This window comes from Paraburkholderia ribeironis, assembly GCF_900019265.1.
Lineage (GTDB): Bacteria > Pseudomonadota > Gammaproteobacteria > Burkholderiales > Burkholderiaceae > Paraburkholderia > Paraburkholderia ribeironis.
The window spans coordinates 15,638-34,819 of sequence record NZ_CYGX02000018.1; the positions used below are offsets into that span (position 1 = coordinate 15,638).

Consider the following 19,182-nt stretch of genomic DNA (forward strand, 5'->3'; position numbering starts at 1 on the left):
ACTGCATCAAGGACCGTCAGGATTTCCCTACAGGGGTTTCCTATTTCGCTCTATCTCACTCGACCTTCGTGCAGCCACAGAAGCTTGACGCCCGAATATCAATACCCGTCGAGGCGGCCGCATTCCGCATGCGGTGCCGTCACAATGAAGTCTGGCGTGCAGCAGTTTAGCACCTGCTTGTTAGAAACAAATCGCTGAATGCGGCCGCTCTCATCTAGCCAGTGCGTGCACGAGCACGGAATCAGCCGCCTCGATCACGTGACGGGGTGCCCCGGTTTCGTGTGGCCATCTGGATTGGCGCCAAACTGGAAACATCATGTCTCCCTGGACGACTCTACCGTTACCATCCACGCTCATCTACCATGGGGGCGGCGTTGTCCGTCACCTTCCAGAAATCGGGGTGGGCGAGAGGTCATCCCCATTTGCTATACGATCGTTCGTTCCATGCAATTCCTCGAAGTCCCGGAGACCGCGCTTGCTCCTGCAGGTGCAGTCCGCCCTGGTAAGGCAGGCTTCGACAAATTGACGACTGAGAGCCGGAACGCGCATCACAGAACTCGAGACCGCACTATGGACGACAAGAAGCTGCAAGCTCCCCCGCTTTCCCTCCTCGACAGGTATCGGGGCCGGGATTTTCATCCACTGTACACAACGACTGTCACCGTTACCGGCGGCGAGACGGGACACGGCCGCGCATCTGGCGTGGCCCGTTCAGATGACGGAAATCTTGTCGTGGAACTGCGACTGCCCACCGAGTTCGGCGGGCCCGGTAACGGGACCAATCCCGAGCAGTTGTTCGCGGCGGGATTTGCGGCGTGCTTTCACGGGGCGCTGAACCTGATCGGGAAACGCGCCGCAATGGAGATCAACGATGCTGTTGTGGAGGTGCAGGTTTCGTTCGGCCGTGATCCCATGGATGGAGGCTATGCATTGATTATCGATCTCCGGGTCCGGATGCCGGGCATTGACCGATGCGTGGCGGAAGAGATGGTTCGAACAGCTGAACGCCTGTGCCCGTATGCAAAGATGGCCAGACAAGGGACTGTCAATATCGTGACCGTTGTTGACTAAGTCAACGCCCTTCGTGCGGCAGCAGCGCGTAGTTGTCTGTTGAAGACGTTCATTGCCGCTGCCGCCCGTGACTGACGCACTCCGCTCACCGCAACAGCTTGGGCGGCGCCAACAGGTTAGCCGAGGGAAGCTTGCGGGTTACCCGCTGCCAACGCTTCGGTACGGTTCGGCGCCGGCGGGTAGATCCACTGCGTGTTGATCATCTGTTTGCGCGCCTTTCCTTCGGCGTGCGTCAGCTTGATCTGTCTATCCCAGCCTTCCGAGTAAACAGCCCCCCACTCGCCGAGGTCGAGGCAGGTCGCATAGAACGGCTGCCTGTATTCCAGTGTCGGGACGCCGATCAGGTCTGCTGCCACGTTGTGCCCACCGAATTGCCCCATCACGATAGCGTGTTGACAGGACATCAATGCATAGTGCCCGTCGTCGTCGCTCAGAGCTCGCGCAACATCACCCGCTACAAACACCGCAGGTGCTTCTGCCACGCGAAGATCAGGTGTCACCTCGACGCGTCCAAGTGGGTCAAGATGCGAGGAAACTTGCGCTGTCAGTGAGCTGGCACGCATTCCACCCGCCCAGATGACGGTCATGGCTTCGATACGGGTACCCGCCGCAGTGCGAACCCCGTCCGCTTCGACCGACACCACGCCAGATCCAAGTACAGTCTCAACGCCCAGCGAGTCAAAGGCTTCAGATACATACGGTCGAGGATTGGGGCCGAGATCGGGACCAATATCGTCCTGGGATCCGATCACGACCACGCGGACTGCCGCGTCGGCGCCAAACAACTCGCGGATTCGCTTAGGCAATTCAGTTGCGACTTCGATACCCGTAAAGCCACATCCGACAACTGCAACAGTGTTGCGTGCCGGCGAATCCGGCCGTTTCGCCAGCTCTCTGAAGTGGTCGTCGAGCGCTACCGCGTCCTCAATACGATCGACAGAGAATGCGTACTCTGCCAGACCCGGAATCGGCGGCCTGTTCAACCTGCTGCCACTGGTCAACAGCAACCGGTCATAGGCGAGCGAACGCGTCGACCCGTTAGCCGACACGACACTTACCGTCTTGTCATGAACGGATATCTCTTCGACACTGCCTTCCAGAAAATTCACGCCCACCGCGTCCAGCAGCGGACGCAGCGGTGCAGCCATCCGCTGTGGCTCGCTTTCGTACAGCCGCGGACGGATCTGCAATTCCGGTTTCGGGGAGATCAAGGTGATTTCAACGTCACTCTTCCTTACGCCAGCACCATCGAGCACGCGAGCTGCGCCTAGTGCACCCCACACCCCAGCGAAGCCGGCGCCCACTATCAGGATTTTCTGCGACATGATTATTGCCTTCGGTTGGAAAATTACGAAGTCGACGATAAGCACCGAACTCATAGCAACGGGTGCCTGCTTTATTCAGCGGCGAGTGTCGAGATCGCTGAGCATGATTCCCGAACTCGGAGAACGATGGCGGCCGCGCGCGCAAGCGACATCACAGACGTCGCTTGCGCGGCACCGTCAGGACAGATCGTAGACTCGGAGATCGAGGGCTAGTAGCCCCGCGAGCGCACTCACCATGTTGCCTCGACGACAACAATCAACAAGACGGAACGACATCGGTATCAATTGCCCCGCGCGGGTCCGTTGCCAGAAACGGAGCCGATGTCCGAATGTCCGAGCGTGAGTGTGGGTAATTGTCCGTAGATGATGTGCGCAGTGAAAGGGCCGCGCCTTTCACCGGGTGAAAGTACTTGGGCCTGTTTTTGATTGGTGTCGAGCGGGCAACACCGTGTGTCTGTCGGCGTGTCTACTGCAACAGGCGGCGCCCGTCTACGATGACGACGTGCTTTAACGAGCGTAGCGCACATCCGACCCGCAAAACGTCCAGATTTCTTCCTCATCTGCATTCGAACCCGGTTAAGGGTCTCGAGTGATCGACAAAGGACTGCACACCATGAAGATTGTCGTCATCGGCGGCACCGGCCTGATCGGCGAGAAGGCCGTCGCAATTCTTCGCCAGGGCGGGCACGAGGTCATCGCCGCCTCGCCCAGAAGCGGTATCAACAGCATCACCGGGGAAGGACTAAAGGAAGCCGCGGCCGGCGCGCAAGCGGTGATCGACCTCGCCAATTCACCATCGTTTGAAGACAAGGCGGTGCTGGAATTCTTCGAGACTTCCAGCCGCAACCTTCTCGCGGCGGAGGCCGCAGCGGGTGTCCGGCACCATGTCGCGCTATCCATCGTCGGAATCGACCGGACGCCCGACAATGGCTATTTCCGCGCCAAGCTCGCGCAGGAGAAGCTGATCGAGACCTCCGGCATCCCCTACACCGTCATCCGCTCCACGCAGTTCATGGAGTTCCTCGGCGGCATCGCCGCGTCAAGTGCGGATGGAAACGTAATCAGGGTTTCACCAGGCCTGTTCCAGCCCATCGCGGCTGACGATGTTGCCGCGATCGTTGCCGATGTGGCGCTCACGGCGCCGCGAAGCGGCATCGTCGAGATCGCCGGCCCGGAACGAGCGCCGTTCAACGAAATCATCGCCCGCTATCTGAAGGCCGCCGGCGATCGGCGTGAGGTTGTGAGAGACCCCAAGGCCCGATATTTCGGCGGAACGGGATGCAGACCGAGCAGCAAGCCCTGCGGGACATTCACCGCTACTCAGTCAACGTCGCGCTGTGGCTGGCTGGAGCGGTCTGAAGCTGTTTGCTCACAATCGGACTATCGAAGCGAGCCTGGTGATGGGTTTCGCGCCCTTCAATGAAGATGAAATGGACCGGGCTGCGCAACGCATGGCCGCAGCCTTACGGGAGAGCACATGAGCAGCGCAACCCAGGCAAGCTGGCGTGTGTTGGCACCACGCATGGCAACGTCTGAATGCTTCCATTTCTCTGTGACGGATGCATCTGGGCCTGCTTTCGCTGTGCAGATTCGCAGGAACTGGAATCGGCCCGCGAAGATGCAAACGCTGATGCCAGCGGCAAGCCAAACGGGCAAAACCAGAACGTCACCACACGAACCTGCTCACTTCTCCGGCACGAGAACAGGCGCGCCCTTGTCCTTCAGAAGAAGCACGATGAACTTCGCGGGTTGCGTCTGGCTCGCGTTGCGCCCGACGGTATGTACATCGTTCGGACCTTCATAAAAGGTCTGCCCAGGCGTAAGCGTGACTTCCTTGCCACCCTTGACCTGCATCACAATCGATCCCTCCAGTACATAGATGAAGGCGTGCGCGTGATGTCGATGAACGGGATCGACGGAACCCGGCGGATAGGTCACCGTGATCATCAGCGCTTCCTTGCCGGGATAATCGTCGAGCGGCTTTGTCATCAGCGGTGTCACGACGGCTTCGGGAGCCGTCGCGCAAGCCACGCCGATATGCGTGCCTGCGACGGCAAGCATTGCGATTGCGGTGTTCCTCAGTCGAAACATGGTGTGCCTTCCAAATAACGCGTCCCGCACGTGCGGGACGAAGGTGGAGAAGAACCGGACGGTTCAGGCGAGGTTCGCCTTGTCGAGGCCGAATGCCTTGTCGGCCGAACCCGGCACGGTCCTGAACGCAACGTTCGCGCGGTTCCAGCCGTTGATGGACATCACTTCGTACGTCAGGTCAGACAGTTCCTTCTCGGAGAACTGCGTACGCACGCGTTCGTAGATATCGTCCGGCACACCAAGCTCGGCAAGCTTGGTCAACGCTTCAGTCCACGCGAGTGCGGCGCGCTCGCGTGGTGCGAAGAGCGTCGATTCACGCCAGATCGCGAGATGATGGAGGCGCAGTTCGCGCTCTCCATGCATGCGTGCTTCCTTAACGTGCATGTCAACGCAAAAGCCACAGCCATTGATCTGCGACGCCCGGATCGAAACGAGATCGCGGATCGATTCTTCGATTGTGCTGTCCTTCAGTTGATTACTGAATTCAAGGAACTTCTTGAACAGCTCCGGCGATTGCTGAATGTAGTTGATACGCTGCGTCATTGATATCTCCTGGTGAACACTCGCGCCTGGCGGATGTCGTTAGCGGCAATGCGCCGCACGAAGTCATCGTAGGCCGACGTGACGTTGCGCGGTAGACGCGCAAACGGGATCACGGTGTTGCCCCTTTGGCACCAATCAAACACAAGCGAGCGCAGGCAGGACGGAGAAATATCAGCGTTCAGGAGTTGCAGTGTGCCACGGCGATACGCGCCAGCTTGTCGGGATTGCGCTGCACGAGAATACGGACGATGCGCGCGCCGTCCGTTTCGAATGACTGAGCCGATTCAAGCTTACCTTCGACAAAGCGTAGCAACGCCCATTGACCGTTGAGCACCACGAGCTTGACGCTGAGTTCACTGCCGTAGCGCCGGCACGAAGCATAGAAAAGCTGTGCGATGCGCCGTCCGCCCACCATCGGTTTCGGGAAGCTCGGCACCTTGCCGCCGCCGTCGCCGATCAGCATCGCGTCTTCGGCCAGCAAGGCATTGATTGCAGTGAAATCGCCGCGCTCCAGCGCCTGCGCGAACGTCTGCAGCAGGCGGAGATGGGTTTCGCGCGGCACGGCATAGCGTGGACGTTCGTCCCGTAGCTGCGCTTTGGCACGGCTGACCAGTTGGCGGCACGCGGCCTCCGTCTTGCCGATGGCTTCGGCGACTTCGTCATAGTCCGCGTCGAAAACCTCGCGCAGCAGGAACGCTGCGCGTGCTTCCGGGGTAAGCCGCTCAAGCACCATCAGAAATGCCACGGAGACGTCGTCGGCGCGCTCTCTAACCCCTTCTGGCGTAGCAGACGGGTCGGTCATTTCAGGTTCCGGCAACCATATACCCGAGTAATGTTCCCGTTGAATTTTTGCCGCACGTAGACGGTCGATGCACAGGCGCGTCGCAACTGCGACAAGCCACGCTTCAACATTTTCGATGGCCTCCCGGGGCGCCGCATGCCAGCGCAGCCAGACGTCCTGCACGATATCTTCGGCCTCGGCAATTGACCCCAGCATCCGATACGCAATCTTGTGTAGCCGAGGGCGAAGCCCATTAAAGGCACGCGCGTCGTCATTCATGAACAGATTTCTCCAGCCGTGTGAAAACATGAGCGCCAGTCGAACAACTCTCTGACAGTAGGATATTGCCACGTATGGAATTGAGGTCGCCGTGCGAGACGTTGCACGGGTAGTCCGAACATATCGCGGCGCCGGCAAAAGGCGGTTGGGGATTTCATTGATCTCCAGTCAAGGTCGGAACGTTTTAAGAATTTCCCTTATCCACGTCAATATGCAACGGTCAGTTCGCTATTCGTGAGGTTTTTTTGTTTGCTTTTCCCATTCGGGCTGCTTCACGAATTCGATAAGCTGAATGATGGGGTGGGTGGCTTCATGCATGGCAACATGATATGGCTGGTGGTGCCGTGCAGTGTCGCAGTATCGTGGATGTACACGTCGCTCGAGCAGGTTGGGGAAAGCACGGAGAATCCGTTTGAAGGCGGCGCAAATGACGTTCCTATTTCGACGCTGTGCAGCATCATCGAGCGCGATCTGAAAGAGATGCTCGGAGAACATGCCGACGATCCATCGCGCCAGACAATCATTGCGCTATAGAGTCTTGCGCTCGTTCATCCAGCCATGCGCAACCACCTCAAACGAGTTGGCCGCGGCAAGACGCACCGCACGCTTTTCCAGCCGCTTCGCTTCGCCAGGGTCGATCCCGGCCGCCAGTTTCTCACGCACGTCGTCGCGCTTCTTACGCGCAGCCGCCAGCGACACGTCAGGATACACGCCGAGTGCGAGCGTCTTGTCCTGCCCCGCGAAGCGGAAATTCAGGCGCTAGTATTTCGAGCCCGACTTGTCGATCTGCAGATACATGCGTCCGCTGTCGGACAATCGGTTACCTGTACCGTCTGGATTGAATTGGGCGTTCCTGACTTGCTTGTCGGTTAGCGGCATGGTGGTATCTCCCGATCGAGGCAGCAAAGATTCGGTCAGATACCACCAAAAAACCACCATTTATCGTCGGCTGCACCTCGATAATCCCGGAACACGCAGGCACAAAAAAAGCCGCAGAGCCTTATGGCACGGCGGCTTTACGGATTTCAGCGGAATTTGTCGGAATACTTCCTGGTGCCGGGGACCGGACTCGAACCGGCAAGCTGTGAAGCGGCGGATTTTAAGTCCGCTATGTTTACCAATTTCATCACCCCGGCTGGGGCGCAATCGCGCGTGGCCGCGAATTCTACCATTCGCCCGGCAAGCGCACCAAACCGGCGCAGCCCCGCGCAACCATCCTACCCGTCTGCCTGCCTATACGGTTCGCTCGCCCGCACACCGGGCGCAAGCCGAGTCATCCGGAGGTCACAAACCTTGCCGATAATCCGCTCACGAAAACGATTACAGCCACGATTACGGCTGAGAGCGGAAATCCATGATCCCGACGATCAAAGATGTCGCCGCCCACGCGGGCTTCTCCATCGCCACGGTCTCGCGGGCGATCAACGCGCCGCACACCGTGAACCCGGTCACACTCGACAAGGTGCGGCAATCCATCGACGCGCTGAAATTCCGTCCCAACCCGCTCGGCCGGCAGTTGCGCGGCGAACGCACGCGCCTGATCGGCGTGATCCTGCCGACGCTTGCCAACCCGGTGTTCGCCGAATGCCTGCAAGGCATCGACGAACTCGCGGCGGCGCAAGGCTACCGGCTCATGCTGATGACCACCCAGTACGACACCGACCGCGAACGCCACGCGATCGAAACGCTGCACGAACAGCGCGTCGAAGGGCTGATCCTGACCGTCGCCGATGCCGACACGCACCCGCTGCTCGACGATCTCGACCGCGCCGGCCAGCTCTATGTGTTGATGCACAACGACACGGTGCGGCGTCCGTCGGTCTCGGTCGACAACCGGCTCGCCGCGTATGACGGCGTGCGCCAGCTGATCGCGCACGGCCATCGCCGCATCCTGATGCTGGCCGGCACGCTGGCCGCGTCCGACCGGGCGCGCCAGCGCCATCTCGGCTACGCGCAAGCGATGCAGCAGGCGGGACTCACGCCCGCGCCGGCGCTCGAAGTCGATTTCAACGCGGACGAGCTGGCGCCGTCCGTGCTCGCGCATCTGACCAGCGGGCCGAATCGTCCGACCGCCCTCTTCTGCAGTAACGACCTGCTGGCGATGGTCGTGATGCGCGGGCTGCGTCGCGCGCGTCTGCGGATTCCGCACGACATGTCGATTCTCGGCTTCGACGGCCTCGCGATGGGCGAGCTGCTCGCGCCGCCGCTCGCCAGCATCTGCGCACCGAACCGCGAAATCGGCTGCGCGGCCTGGCAGCGTTTGCTGGCGCGCGTCACCGGCGACTACACGACATGCGGTGAGACATCGCTCGCGTTGACCTTGCCGCATAGCCTGCGCGAAGGCGCCACCATCGCGGCGATTTCGAACCGCGCCGAAGCGTCGCCGCCACTCGCCGCCGCGGCCTCCGGGAAGCCGTTCGCGTGACACGCACAAACTCCAATTCAAACCACCCGCTCTCTTCCTCTCCAGGAGACCCGCAGTGATCCGCTCTTCCTCACGCTTCGCTTCGTCGCTCGATTCACTCGACGCGCTCGTGCGCCGGCTCGTGCGCGCCACCATGGCGGCGCTTCCGGCCGGCATGATCGTCGCCGGCGCCGCGCTTGCCGCCCTCGCGCCGCGAGCCGCTCACGCCGACGCGACTGCGATCTGCTACAACTGCCCGCCCGAATGGGCCGACTGGGCGAGCCAGATCAAGGCGATCGAGCAGAAGACCGGCATCCGCGTGCCGTTCGACAACAAGAACTCCGGCCAATCGATAGCACAACTGATGGCCGAGCAGAAGAGCCCGGTCGCCGACGTGGTGTATCTGGGCGTGTCGTCGGCCTTCCAGGCGAAGGACAAAGGCGTGATCCAGCCGTACAAGCCAGCGCACTGGGACGACATTCCCGCCAACATGAAGGACCCGCAAGGCTACTGGTTCACGATCCACTCGGGCACATTGGGCTTTTTCGTCAACAAGGACGCGCTCGAAGGCAAGCCGGTGCCGCGCTCGTGGGCCGACCTGCTCAAGCCTGAATACAAAGGCATGATCGGCTACCTCGATCCGTCGAGCGCGTTCGTCGGCTATGCGGGCGCGGTCGCGGTGAACCAGGCGCTCGGCGGCACGCTCGAAAACTTCGAACCCGGCCTCGACTGGTTTCGCAAGCTCAAAGCCAACGCGCCGATCGTGCCGAAACAGACCGCCTATGCGCGCGTGATGTCCGGCGAAATCCCGATCCTGCTCGATTACGATTTCGACGCGTACCGCGCGAAGTACAAGGATCACGCCAATGTCGAGTTCGTGATCCCGCGCGAAGGCACGATCTCGGTGCCCTATGTGATGAGTCTGGTGAAAGGCGCGCCGCACGAAGCGAACGGCAAGAAGGTGCTCGATTTCGTGCTGTCCGACGAAGGCCAGAAGCTGTGGGCCGAAGCCTATCTGCGTCCGGTGCGCGCGAGCGCGATGAACGCGGACACCGCCGCGAAGTTCCTGCCGGCGAGCGACTACGCACGCGCAAAACCGGTCGACTTCGGCAAGATGGCCGAGAAGCAGGCGAGCTTCGGCGAGCGCTATCTGCAGGTGATGCATTGAACGACATCACGTTCCCGCTGCGCTGGCGCATCGCATTGATCGCGCCGGCGCTGGCAATCTTCATCGCGTTCTGGCTGCTGCCGATGGTCGCGCTCGCGCAGTTGAGCGGCGACGGCCACGCATTCGCCACCTACCGCGCGCTGCTGACGAATCCGCGCTACATGGCGAGTCTCGGCGCGACCGTCGTGCTGTCCGCGGCGGTCACGGTCGCGACGCTGGTGCTGTCGGTGATCGCCGGCCTGCTGCTCGCGCGCCGCGAGTTTGCGTTCAAGCGCACGCTGCTCGCGCTGCTGACGTTTCCGCTCGCGTTTCCCGGCGTGGTGGTCGGCTTCATGGTCATCATGCTGGCCGGACGCCAGGGGCTGATCGGCGCGCTCTCGCTGAATCTCGCTGGTGACCGCTGGGTGTTCGCGTATTCGATGAGCGGCCTCTTCGTCGGCTACCTGTACTTCTCGATTCCGCGCGTAGTGGTCACTGTGATGGCATCGGCGACCAAACTCGACGCGTCGCTCGAAGAAGCCGCGCGCTCGCTCGGCGCGTCGCCGTGGCGCATCATGCGCGACATCGTGCTGCCCGCGCTCTCGCCGGGACTGATCGCGGCGGGCGCGGTGTGCTTCGCCACCGCGATGGGCGCATTCGGCACGGCCTTCACGCTCGCGACCGACATCGACGTGTTGCCGATGACCATCTACACCGAGTTCACGCTCAACGCGAACATGGTGACGGCCGCGGGTCTGTCGATCGTGCTCGGCATCGTCACGTGGGCCGTGCTGGCGCTTGCGCGCAGCGCGAGCGGCTCGGCGGTGGCGGCGAGCGCGTGAGCGATGCGCCCAGGTCCGGGCTGAGCAGACAGAAAGACAGGATACCTATGGATTTCATCACCTCCTCGCCTCAGCCGGCCACGAGGCCGCGCGTGCGACTCCGATGGCCGGACGCGAGGACGTGGCTCGCCGCCGCTCAATGGCTCGTCACGCTACTCCTGTGCGCGTTTCTGATCGTGCCGGTCGTCATGTCGATCATGGCCGGACTGACGGTCAACTACTTCAAGGGCGTCTCCAGCGGACTCACGCTGCGCTGGCTCATTCAAGTGTGGACGCAGTATCACGGCTCGGTGTGGCTCTCGCTCGAAGTGGCCGCGGCGACCCTGCTCATCGCACTCGTGACCGGCGTGCCGGCGGGCTATGTGCTCGCGCGCAGCCGCACGCGGCTGTCGCGCATCATCGAGGAGTTTCTCGTGCTGCCGATCGCGCTGCCCGGTCTCGCGTCCGCGCTTGCGCTGCTGGTCGTCTACGGCGGCTTCACGCGGTTCCGGATGAGCGTGGCGTTCATCGTGGCCGGGCATGTGGTGTTTACGCTGCCCTTCATGGTGCGCGCGGTGGCCGCGGTATGCGCGAGCAGCGATCTGCGCACACTCGAAGAAGGCGCGGCAAGCCTCGGCGCAAGTTTCTTCACACGCTTCGTCACCATCGTGCTGCCGAATGCACGGCCGGGCATCGTCGCCGGCGCGCTGGCGGTGTTGACGCTGTCGATCGGCGAATTCAACCTCACGTGGATGCTGCACACGCCCGAGACTAAAACGCTGCCGGTCGGCCTCGCCGATACCTATGCATCGTTGCGCATCGAGATTGGCAGCGCGTACACGATCCTGTTCTTCATCATGACGATGCCGTTGCTCGTCGCGATGCAATGGCTCGGCGTCGATGCGACCGGCCAGCGCAGCGCGACGAAAAAGCGCGTCGCGAGCTCTTCCTCGAAGTCCATCACGAAGCCATGAAACTAGCCTCTGTTCCGATCACGCTCACGCACTGCGCAAAAACGTTTCGCGGCACCCGCGTGCTCGAACCGCTCGATCTGCAGATCGCCGCCGGTGAGACTTTGGTGTTGCTCGGCCCGTCCGGTTGCGGCAAGACCACCACGCTGCGCCTGATCGCGGGGCTCGAAACGCCCGACGCGGACGGGCGCATCGCGTTCGGCGACGACGACGTCACCGCGCTGCCGATCGAAAAGCGCGAGGTCGGCATGGTGTTCCAGAGCTACGCGCTGTTTCCGAATCTGACCGTGCGCGGCAACATCGGCTATGGCTTGAAGATCAGGCGCGTACCGGCCGACACTGCGCGGCAACGCATCGACGAACTGCTCGGCATGATGCGCCTCACCGCACACGCCGACAAACCGGTCGATCAGCTCTCCGGCGGCCAGCGTCAACGGGTGGCGCTGGCTCGCGCGCTCGCGGTGCAACCGCGCGTGCTGCTGCTCGACGAACCGCTGACCGCGCTCGACGCGCGATTGCGCGACACCTTGCGCAGCGAGATGAATGCACTATTGCGCAACTTGGGCATCACGACCGTCTATGTGACGCATGACCAGGCCGAAGCAATGGAACTGGGCGATCGCATCGTCGTGATGAGCGCGGGGCGCATCGAGCAGATCGGCTCGCCGCGCGACATCTACTATCGGCCGGCGAACCGGACGGTCGCGCAATTCGTCGGCACGATCAACCGGCTCGCGGGCGAACGGCGCGACGGCATGCTGACGACGACCGGCGGCGCCGTGCCGCTGCCGTCGAACCCGGGCCGCGCGAACGAGGCCCACGAGATTTTCTTTCGCCCCGAAGACGCGTGGCTGGCCGACCCAGCAACCGCGCACTTGCGCGGGCGCATCGAAAGCAGTGCGTTTCTCGGCGAACGCACGCGTCTGACGATCGGTGGCGCCGCACCGGACCCGCTGTTGATCGATGTCGCGGGCCGCGTCGAACTGGCGCGCGGCACGCCGGTCGGCATCTCGATCGCGCAGGACGCGTTGATTGCGCTATCGTAATGACGCGTCGCTGCTTTGCGCACCCCATCGACGCCCTATAACAACGGAGTACCCATGCTGCTGGCTCAAATTAGCGATCTGCATATCAAGCGGCCGGGCGCGCTCGCTTACCGCCGTGTCGACACGGCCGCCTATCTGGCCCGCTGCATCGCCGCGCTCAACGCGCTCGAACCGCGTCCCGACGCGGTGATCATGACGGGCGACCTCGTCGACCAGGGCGACCCTGCACAGTATGAACACCTGAAGACCTTGCTCGCACCGCTCGCGATCCCGTACTTCCTGCTGGTCGGCAATCACGACGAACGCCACGCATTGCGCGCGGCCTTTCCCGAGCGCGCGGAATTGCGAAGCGGCGGCGAGTTCGTGCAATACGCGGTCGATGTCGGAGCGCTACGCGTGATCGCACTCGATTCGGTGGTGCCGGGCGAGAGCGGCGGCACGCTGTGCGAGGCACGGCTCGCGTGGCTCGCGGCGCAACTGGACGCGACCCAAGGCAAGCCGACGGTGGTGGCCTTGCATCATCCGCCTTTTGCCTGTGGCATCGGCCATATGGATGACATGCGGCTCGATGCCGCCGCGTCCGACCGACTGGCGGCGTTGATCGCACGTCATCCGAATGTGGAACGGGTGATCTGCGGACATGTGCATCGGCCGATGTTCGTGCGCTTTGCCGGCACGATCGCGTGCGCGGTGCCGGCGCCCGCGCACCAGGTCGCGCTCGATCTGCGCGAGCACGCGCCGTCCGAATTCGTGATGGAGCCGCCCGCGTACGCGTTGCATCGCTACGATCCGGCCACGGGCATCGTCACGCATCACGCGTATGTGGATGCAGCGGATGGACCGTATCCGTTTTACGAACCCGCAGGCGAGTTGATCGACTGAGTCCGTTCGCTCATGCGTTGATGAAGGTCTCGCGCACGCACCGGGACCGACCATCTCAACCTGGCGGCGCGGTGTCGAGCAGGCCGCTAACGCTCCGGATGATTCACCACGGTCGCGGCGGTCAGCACGATCCGCCCCGCTCCGGTATGATCGGCACGCTTGAGGACCGCGCATGGGCCGGTCCATCGACCTGCCCTACTCATGTCCACCTCCGACGCTTCCACTTCCGCTGCTACTGCCGCCGACCGTTCGTTGCGCGGCCTGCTGCTTCTGCTTGCCACCATCGCCGGCGTCGCGGTTGCGAACATCTACTTCAATCAGCCTCTTCTTGCGAACTTCCGTCAGTCGTTTCCGGCCAGCGCGTCGTGGGTCGGCGCGGTGCCAGCCGTCACGCAACTCGGCTACGCGGCCGGCATGCTGCTGCTCGCGCCGCTCGGCGATCGCTTCGACCGGCGTCGGCTAATCCTGCTGCAGATCGCCGGCATGTGCATCGCGCTGGTCGTGGCCACCGCGGCGCCGTCGCTGCCGGTGCTGATCTTCGCGAGTCTGGCGATCGGTGTGCTCGCCACCATCGCGCAACAGGCGGTGCCGTTCGCCGCCGAACTCGCGCCGCCGGCCCAGCGCGGCCACGCGGTCGGCATGGTGATGAGCGGTTTGCTGCTGGGGATTCTGCTGGCCCGGACCGCCGCCGGCTTCGTCGCCGAATACTTCGGCTGGCGCGCGGTGTTCGGCGCTTCGGTGGTCGCGTTGCTGGTGCTGGCGGTCGTGATCATCCTGCGTCTGCCGAAGAGCCAGCCGACTTCGGCACTGCCCTACGGCAAATTGCTGGTGTCGATGTGGCATATGGTGGTCGAGCATCGCGCGCTGCGTGAAGCATCGCTGACCGGTGCGGCGCTGTTCGCGGCGTTCAGCATTTTCTGGTCGGTGCTGGCGTTGCTGCTGGCGGGCGCGCCGTTTCATCTCGGGCCGCAGGCGGCCGGGCTATTCGGCATCGTCGGCGCGGCGGGAGCGCTGGCCGCGCCGCTCGCCGGCAAGTTTGCCGATCGGCGCGGACCGCGCGCCATCATCACGGTATCGATCGTGCTGGTGGCCATTTCATTCATCGTGTTCGGCGCATCGGCGAAGAGCATTGCCGGGCTGGTGCTCGGCGTGATCATCCTCGACATCGGCGTGCAGGCCGCGCAGATATCCAATCAGTCGCGCATCTACGCGCTGAAGCCCGAAGCACGCAGCCGCGTGAATACGGTGTACATGGTCGCGTATTTCATCGGTGGCGCGCTCGGCTCCGGAGTCGGCGCGATCGTCTGGCCGACGTTCGGGTGGATCGGTGTCAGCGTGGCGGGGCTCGCGTTCGTGGGACTCGCGGCATGGAACCATCTGCGGCTGCCGGCGCGCGCCGCGCATTGATCACGGGTTGAATTGCAGTCGCCCTGGCACTGGGTTTGCATTGCGGTTGCATTGCGTTTGCGCTGCCTTTTTGCGCCGCTGCGTTTGCGGCGTCACACGCTCATCCACCGCTACGCGCGGACGCATATTCGTGCAGTGCGTCGATCACCCGGTCGAACTCGAACGACTTGTCGTAAAAGTGGCGCACGCCATACTGTTCGCAGCGCGCCCGATACGCCGGCAACGCATGGTTGGTCAGCACCGCGGCAAACACCGAGTCGATCAAACCTTCGCGCTGCAGATAAGCCAGCACGGGTACGGCCGAGCCCTGCTTCAACTGCAGGTCGACGATCACCGCGTCGAAGGGCTCGTCGCTCAACAGCGCGATCGCCTGATCGGCGCAATCCGCATACGCGGCGACCTGCACCGAACCGGACGCGTCGATCGCCTCCACCAGACTGCGGCGAATCAGCGGCGAATCCTCGATCAGCAATACGCGCAACGGCGCGTGGCTGGCTCGGTCGGCAATGGAATTCGATTCGCTGTTCATTGGCATATCTCGATCGTCCACTATTCGATCAAGCCGTTCTTGATGGCGTAGTACGTGAGATCGGCATTGTTCGCCAACTGCATCTTCTCGAGTACGCGCGCCCGGTAAGTACTCACCGTCTTCACGGACAGATGCAATTCCTCGGCGATTTCGGTGGGAAGCCGCCCCGCCGCGAGCTTGCAAAAGATCTGGAATTCACGCTCGGAGAGCGCTTCGTGCGGCCGCCCCACAGTCGGCTTGTCGAGATGGTCGGCGAGCGTGTCGGCCACCGCCTCCGACAGATAACGATGCCCGCGCGCCACCGCACGAATCGCCCGCACGATTTCATCGGGCTCGCAGTCCTTGTTCAGATAGCCGTTCGCGCCCGCGCGCAGCAGGTTGATCGCGTATTGGCTCTCCGGGTAGCCCGACAGGATCAGCACGCCCTGCTCGGGGCGCACCTGCTTGATCACGCGTAACGTGTCGATGCCGTTCTTGTCCGGCATCGCGATGTCGAGCAGCACCACGTCGAATGCCTGCTCGCGCACAAGGCTGATGGTTTGGTCGCCGGTGGCGGCTTCGGCGGCGACGCACATATCCGGCTCGTCGGCGACGAACTGCCTGAATCCACCTCGGACGATCGCATGGTCGTCAGCTATCAACACTCGAATCATCGGTACGTTGTCCGCGTAGTCCGCGCCATGGAGTCGCTCCAATGCCGACATTGCAATGAGCGCCGTCACGGCCTCAGCTGAAATTCATCAACACGGGCGACGAGGCCGGCGCGGGACACTTCCAGACCCACCCGCGCGTGGCCGCATGGCCCGATCCGTCGTCGCGATCGACGTCCCGATTGTCGTCCCTATTGACGTCCCGATCGTCGTCGCGATTGCCTTCATTCGCGCTCTGTTCATTCGCGACCCTGGAGCAGATCCGCCATGTCGTCGGCGTGCTCTTCCTCGACCGCGAGAATCTCTTCGAACAGGCGGCGCGTCGTCACGTCCTTCTCGCCGAGATAGTGGATGATCTCGCGATAGGTGTCGATCGCAATGCGCTCGGCGACCAGATTCTCCTTGATCATATCCGTCAGGCCCGTGCCTTCCTTGTATTCGGAATGCGAACGCATCTTCAGACCGTCCGGCGCGAAATCCGGTGCGCCGCCCAACTGCACGATGCGCTCGGCGATGCTGTCGGCGTGGCCCTGTTCTTCCGCCGCGTGCTGGGCGAATTCCGCCGCCACCGCCTCGGAGTTGATGCCCTTCGCCATGAAGTAATGCCGCTTGTAGCGCAGCGTGCAGACGATTTCGGTGGCCAGCGCGTCGTTGAGCAGCTTGAGCACCGTCTCGCGATCCGCGCCATAGGTTTGCGTGACCGGACCGTCCGACATGTGCTTGCGCGCTTGCTCGCGGATCTTGTTGATGTCCATCACGAACGGATCGCTGGATCGGGATGCGGCGCCCTGGGCGCCAGGTTGCTTCGGCATTGAGTTTCTCCTTTATCCGGTAGTGGGCCTTGGGCATCACGCATGAATCGCGCCTGACGCGCCGGTCGAGGGAACGACTGCGACGACCATGGCGCGCCGGCGTTCGCGCAGCTACGTTCGGAACACGCCAAGCAGCAACGTGACCACGAACACGACAAGGAAAATATAGAACAGGATCTTCGCAATTTCGGCCGCGCCCGCCGCAATACCGGTAAAACCGAACACGGCGGCGATGATCGCAATCACGAAAAAGACGACGGCGTAATGAAGCATGGCGACTCTCCCTGCTGTTGGCATCGGTTTGAACTGAACCGCACGCGCGCTGGAAAAACGCGGCGCTCAACCTGCTCGCCGTGCGGCGCTAATCGATGATCTTTTTCATCGCTACGAAGCCCAGCACGAGGAACACCACGCACAGGATGACGAACACAACGAACAGGAACTTCGCGATCGCCGCCGCGCCTGCCGCGATGCCGGTAAAGCCGAGCACGCCGGCGATCACCGCCACGATGGCGAAGAACAATGCCCACCTCAACATGATGTCCTCCTGCCGCAACAGTGAACCAACGATCAAGCCCATCGTATCGGGCGGGGTCGCGGCGCGCATTCCGATGCATGCCGTTTTTCGTGTGAGAATCCGCTTACATTGGATTACGGCAGCGTTACGTCACGCCACCCCGCGCCACCCCGCGCCATCCCGCGTCATCTCCCACCTTGCCCATCGCGGGACGCGGCGGGCGTTACACTGAAGCCCATCGAGGAGTCGAACGTGCCAAATGTCCAGAACCTGTCGAGCGCGCCCAACCCCGGCGCCGCAGCGCGACTGAGCAACTGGATGCGCAATCGCAGCTGGGCGATCGCGATGACGGTCGCGATCGTCATTACCGTGGGCGGCCTGGTGATACTCGAAACGGCGCGCGAGCGCATTGCCGCTGAATACGAAACCGCGCTCGAAGCGCGCGGTGTCGCTGTGCAATTGAGCACCCTTGCGAGTCAGCTCGCGCGTCTGAGCGCAGAGCAAAGCCATTTTCTTCTGACGAAGGAAGACGCGTTTGCCGATGCTTTTTGCGCGACCGCCGCGCAGATTCGCCAGACCAAACAGCAACTCGACGGCTTCTATCGCAGCGGGCGGGCGGACAGCGCCGAGCTCGCCAGCTTCACACAAGTGCTCGCGCTGATCGATGCACGCATCGGCGCGGGTGCCGCCGCGCTGCAACACGCGGCGCCGCATCCGCTCGATCTCGGCGCGTGCGGCAGTACGAGCCGGATCGATCCGGCCGACGCCGCGCTGATCGACAGCACGCTCACGCTGCTGCGCGACAACGAGGAGCGTCGCGCGCAGCACGCGCTTGCCGCGAGCCGCGCCGATCAACGCATCTCGACGCTGTGCGCGGCGGCCCTGTCGGCGCTGAACATCGTGCTGTTCATTCTGCTGTTTCGCAATCTCGGCATCCAGATCGATCGGCAAGCGCGCGTGCAGCGTCAACTGATCACGCAGCAGGAAGAGCTCGATCAGCTCGTCAATGAACGCACCCGCCAGCTCGAAGCGCTCGGCTGGCATTTGCAGGCGGTCAGCGAAAACGAAAAGACCCAGCTCGCCCGCGAACTGCACGACGAACTCGGCGCGATCCTGACCGCGAGCAAGATGGACGTCGCGTGGGCCAACCGCAAACTGAAGGACAGCGCACCCGACATCTCCGACAAACTCAAACGCGCGCTCGCCAATCTTGACCAGGGCATCGCGCTCAAGCGCCGCATCATCGAAGACATGCGGCCCACGGTGCTGGCGAACTTCGGGCTCGTTACCGCGCTGCGCACGCTCGCTGACGAAGCCGCGCAGCGCAACAGCTGGACCCGCGAACTGCACCTGCCCGCCGACGACATCCAGCTCGACGAGCAAACCGAGATCGCGCTGTTCCGTGTCGCGCAGGAGTCCTTGACGAATGCCGCAAAGTACGCGCGTGCGTCGAAGGTGTCGATCGCACTGCAGGTCGACGACGGCCAGGTGACGCTGCATATCGCCGACAACGGCGTCGGCATCACGCCGGCCGATCTGAAACGCACCCATACGCACGGGCTGCTCGGCATGCGCCAGCGGGTCGCCGCGCATGGCGGCTGCTTCGATATCCGGCGCGGCGTACCGAACGGCACCGAGATCGACGTGGTGATGCCGAGCGCCAGCACCGCCACGCCATCGGTCGATCTGCCCCCGGCGACGCCGTCGCCAACCTCCGTCTAGCAAGGCTCCCGGCATCGATTGGCAACCGGTGTAGGAGTGCGCCGACGCAAACACCGGAGCACGCCGACAACAAAATCGCCGAGCGGCTGACAGCGCCGTCCTCGCACTTTTTTTACCATGCAATCAGACCCGATCGACTGGCGTAAGCCCCGGTCGAACGACAGCTGGCGCGTGCCGTGAAACG

The 19,182-nt window shown here is 62.8% G+C and carries 19 protein-coding genes, 1 tRNA gene and 2 pseudogenes; 11 read left to right on the plus strand and 11 right to left on the minus strand.

Annotation, left to right across the window (positions count from 1 at the left end; translation table 11 throughout):
* Nucleotides 1-570: 570 nt before the first annotated feature.
* Nucleotides 571-1,071 (plus strand): Ohr family peroxiredoxin, encoded by a 501-nt coding sequence (locus BN2475_RS09170; RefSeq protein ID WP_094779256.1) that lies wholly within the window; start codon nucleotides 571-573, stop codon nucleotides 1,069-1,071.
* Between the two features lie 116 nt (nucleotides 1,072-1,187).
* Here BN2475_RS09170 and BN2475_RS09175 read toward each other — a convergent pair whose 3' ends face one another.
* Complete coding sequence (locus BN2475_RS09175) at nucleotides 1,188-2,396, minus strand: NAD(P)/FAD-dependent oxidoreductase (protein WP_094779257.1); 1,209 nt, start codon at nucleotides 2,394-2,396, stop codon at nucleotides 1,188-1,190.
* A gap of 613 nt (nucleotides 2,397-3,009) precedes the next feature.
* Between BN2475_RS09175 and BN2475_RS09180 the strand changes: the two genes are divergently transcribed.
* Nucleotides 3,010-3,819: an SDR family oxidoreductase gene (locus BN2475_RS09180; RefSeq protein ID WP_094779258.1), complete on the plus strand. Its 810-nt coding sequence runs from the start codon at nucleotides 3,010-3,012 to the stop codon at nucleotides 3,817-3,819.
* Nucleotides 3,820-4,079: 260 nt separating this feature from the next.
* Here BN2475_RS09180 and BN2475_RS09185 read toward each other — a convergent pair whose 3' ends face one another.
* From BN2475_RS09185 to BN2475_RS09195, 3 genes are all read right to left on the minus strand, one after another.
* Nucleotides 4,080-4,487 carry a cupin domain-containing protein gene (locus BN2475_RS09185; protein WP_094779223.1) on the minus strand — a complete coding sequence of 136 codons (408 nt, stop codon included), beginning with the start codon at nucleotides 4,485-4,487 and terminating at the stop codon, nucleotides 4,080-4,082.
* Between the two features lie 63 nt (nucleotides 4,488-4,550).
* Complete coding sequence (locus BN2475_RS09190; protein WP_094779224.1) at nucleotides 4,551-5,030, minus strand: carboxymuconolactone decarboxylase family protein; 480 nt, start codon at nucleotides 5,028-5,030, stop codon at nucleotides 4,551-4,553.
* Between the two features lie 178 nt (nucleotides 5,031-5,208).
* The gene (locus tag BN2475_RS09195) at nucleotides 5,209-6,090 is read right to left on the minus strand and encodes an RNA polymerase sigma-70 factor (protein WP_094779225.1); all 882 of its coding nucleotides are present in this window, start codon (nucleotides 6,088-6,090) and stop codon (nucleotides 5,209-5,211) included.
* Between the two features lie 138 nt (nucleotides 6,091-6,228).
* Between BN2475_RS09195 and BN2475_RS09200 the strand changes: the two are divergent.
* Nucleotides 6,229-6,624 (plus strand): annotated as a pseudogene (locus BN2475_RS09200) (bestrophin family protein); the annotation flags it as partial.
* Here BN2475_RS09200 and BN2475_RS09205 read toward each other — a convergent pair.
* Nucleotides 6,625-6,969: pseudogene (locus tag BN2475_RS09205) on the minus strand (Arm DNA-binding domain-containing protein); the annotation flags it as partial.
* A 172-nt stretch (nucleotides 6,970-7,141) separates the two neighbouring features.
* A tRNA-Leu gene (locus tag BN2475_RS09210) sits at nucleotides 7,142-7,226 on the minus strand.
* A 218-nt stretch (nucleotides 7,227-7,444) separates the two neighbouring features.
* On the opposite strand from BN2475_RS09210, the gene BN2475_RS09215 reads away from it, so the two are divergent.
* The 7 genes from BN2475_RS09215 to BN2475_RS09245 all read left to right on the plus strand — a co-directional run bounded on the left by BN2475_RS09215 (nucleotide 7,445) and on the right by BN2475_RS09245 (nucleotide 14,768).
* Entirely contained in the window at nucleotides 7,445-8,515 is a 1,071-nt protein-coding gene (locus tag BN2475_RS09215) for a LacI family DNA-binding transcriptional regulator (RefSeq protein ID WP_094779226.1), read from the plus strand.
* A 55-nt stretch (nucleotides 8,516-8,570) separates the two neighbouring features.
* Nucleotides 8,571-9,662: an ABC transporter substrate-binding protein gene (locus BN2475_RS09220; protein WP_094779227.1), complete on the plus strand. Its 1,092-nt coding sequence runs from the start codon at nucleotides 8,571-8,573 to the stop codon at nucleotides 9,660-9,662.
* A complete protein-coding gene (locus tag BN2475_RS09225) occupies nucleotides 9,659-10,483 on the plus strand; it encodes an ABC transporter permease (RefSeq protein WP_094779228.1) in 825 nt (274 codons plus the stop codon). Before BN2475_RS09220 ends, BN2475_RS09225 begins: the two co-directional genes overlap by 4 nt.
* Nucleotides 10,484-10,530: 47 nt before the next feature.
* The gene (locus tag BN2475_RS09230) at nucleotides 10,531-11,436 is read left to right on the plus strand and encodes an ABC transporter permease (RefSeq protein ID WP_094779229.1); all 906 of its coding nucleotides are present in this window, start codon (nucleotides 10,531-10,533) and stop codon (nucleotides 11,434-11,436) included.
* Nucleotides 11,433-12,479, plus strand: a complete 1,047-nt coding sequence (locus BN2475_RS09235) for an ABC transporter ATP-binding protein (RefSeq protein ID WP_094779230.1) — start codon at nucleotides 11,433-11,435, stop codon at nucleotides 12,477-12,479. Before BN2475_RS09230 ends, BN2475_RS09235 begins: the two co-directional genes overlap by 4 nt.
* 54 nt (nucleotides 12,480-12,533) lie before the next feature.
* Nucleotides 12,534-13,361, plus strand: coding sequence for a phosphodiesterase (locus BN2475_RS09240; protein ID WP_094779231.1), 828 nt, complete (start codon nucleotides 12,534-12,536; stop codon nucleotides 13,359-13,361).
* A gap of 201 nt (nucleotides 13,362-13,562) precedes the next feature.
* Nucleotides 13,563-14,768 carry an MFS transporter gene (locus BN2475_RS09245; protein WP_094779232.1) on the plus strand — a complete coding sequence of 402 codons (1,206 nt, stop codon included), beginning with the start codon at nucleotides 13,563-13,565 and terminating at the stop codon, nucleotides 14,766-14,768.
* 100 nt (nucleotides 14,769-14,868) lie between these two features.
* Here BN2475_RS09245 and BN2475_RS09250 read toward each other — a convergent pair whose 3' ends face one another.
* From BN2475_RS09250 to BN2475_RS09270, 5 genes are all read right to left on the minus strand, one after another.
* A complete protein-coding gene (locus tag BN2475_RS09250; RefSeq protein WP_094779233.1) occupies nucleotides 14,869-15,297 on the minus strand; it encodes a response regulator in 429 nt (142 codons plus the stop codon).
* Between the two features lie 20 nt (nucleotides 15,298-15,317).
* Complete coding sequence (locus tag BN2475_RS09255; RefSeq protein WP_094779259.1) at nucleotides 15,318-15,950, minus strand: response regulator; 633 nt, start codon at nucleotides 15,948-15,950, stop codon at nucleotides 15,318-15,320.
* Nucleotides 15,951-16,186: 236 nt separating this feature from the next.
* Nucleotides 16,187-16,759 carry a ferritin-like domain-containing protein gene (locus BN2475_RS09260; protein WP_094779234.1) on the minus strand — a complete coding sequence of 191 codons (573 nt, stop codon included), beginning with the start codon at nucleotides 16,757-16,759 and terminating at the stop codon, nucleotides 16,187-16,189.
* A 111-nt stretch (nucleotides 16,760-16,870) separates the two neighbouring features.
* Nucleotides 16,871-17,032, minus strand: a complete 162-nt coding sequence (locus BN2475_RS09265; protein ID WP_075643714.1) for a DUF1328 domain-containing protein — start codon at nucleotides 17,030-17,032, stop codon at nucleotides 16,871-16,873.
* 88 nt (nucleotides 17,033-17,120) lie between these two features.
* Nucleotides 17,121-17,297, minus strand: coding sequence for a DUF1328 domain-containing protein (locus tag BN2475_RS09270; protein WP_094779260.1), 177 nt, complete (start codon nucleotides 17,295-17,297; stop codon nucleotides 17,121-17,123).
* Nucleotides 17,298-17,528: 231 nt separating this feature from the next.
* On the opposite strand from BN2475_RS09270, the gene BN2475_RS09275 reads away from it, so the two are divergent.
* Nucleotides 17,529-18,998 carry a sensor histidine kinase gene (locus BN2475_RS09275; RefSeq protein ID WP_245841227.1) on the plus strand — a complete coding sequence of 490 codons (1,470 nt, stop codon included), beginning with the start codon at nucleotides 17,529-17,531 and terminating at the stop codon, nucleotides 18,996-18,998.
* Nucleotides 18,999-19,182 lie beyond the last annotated feature (184 nt).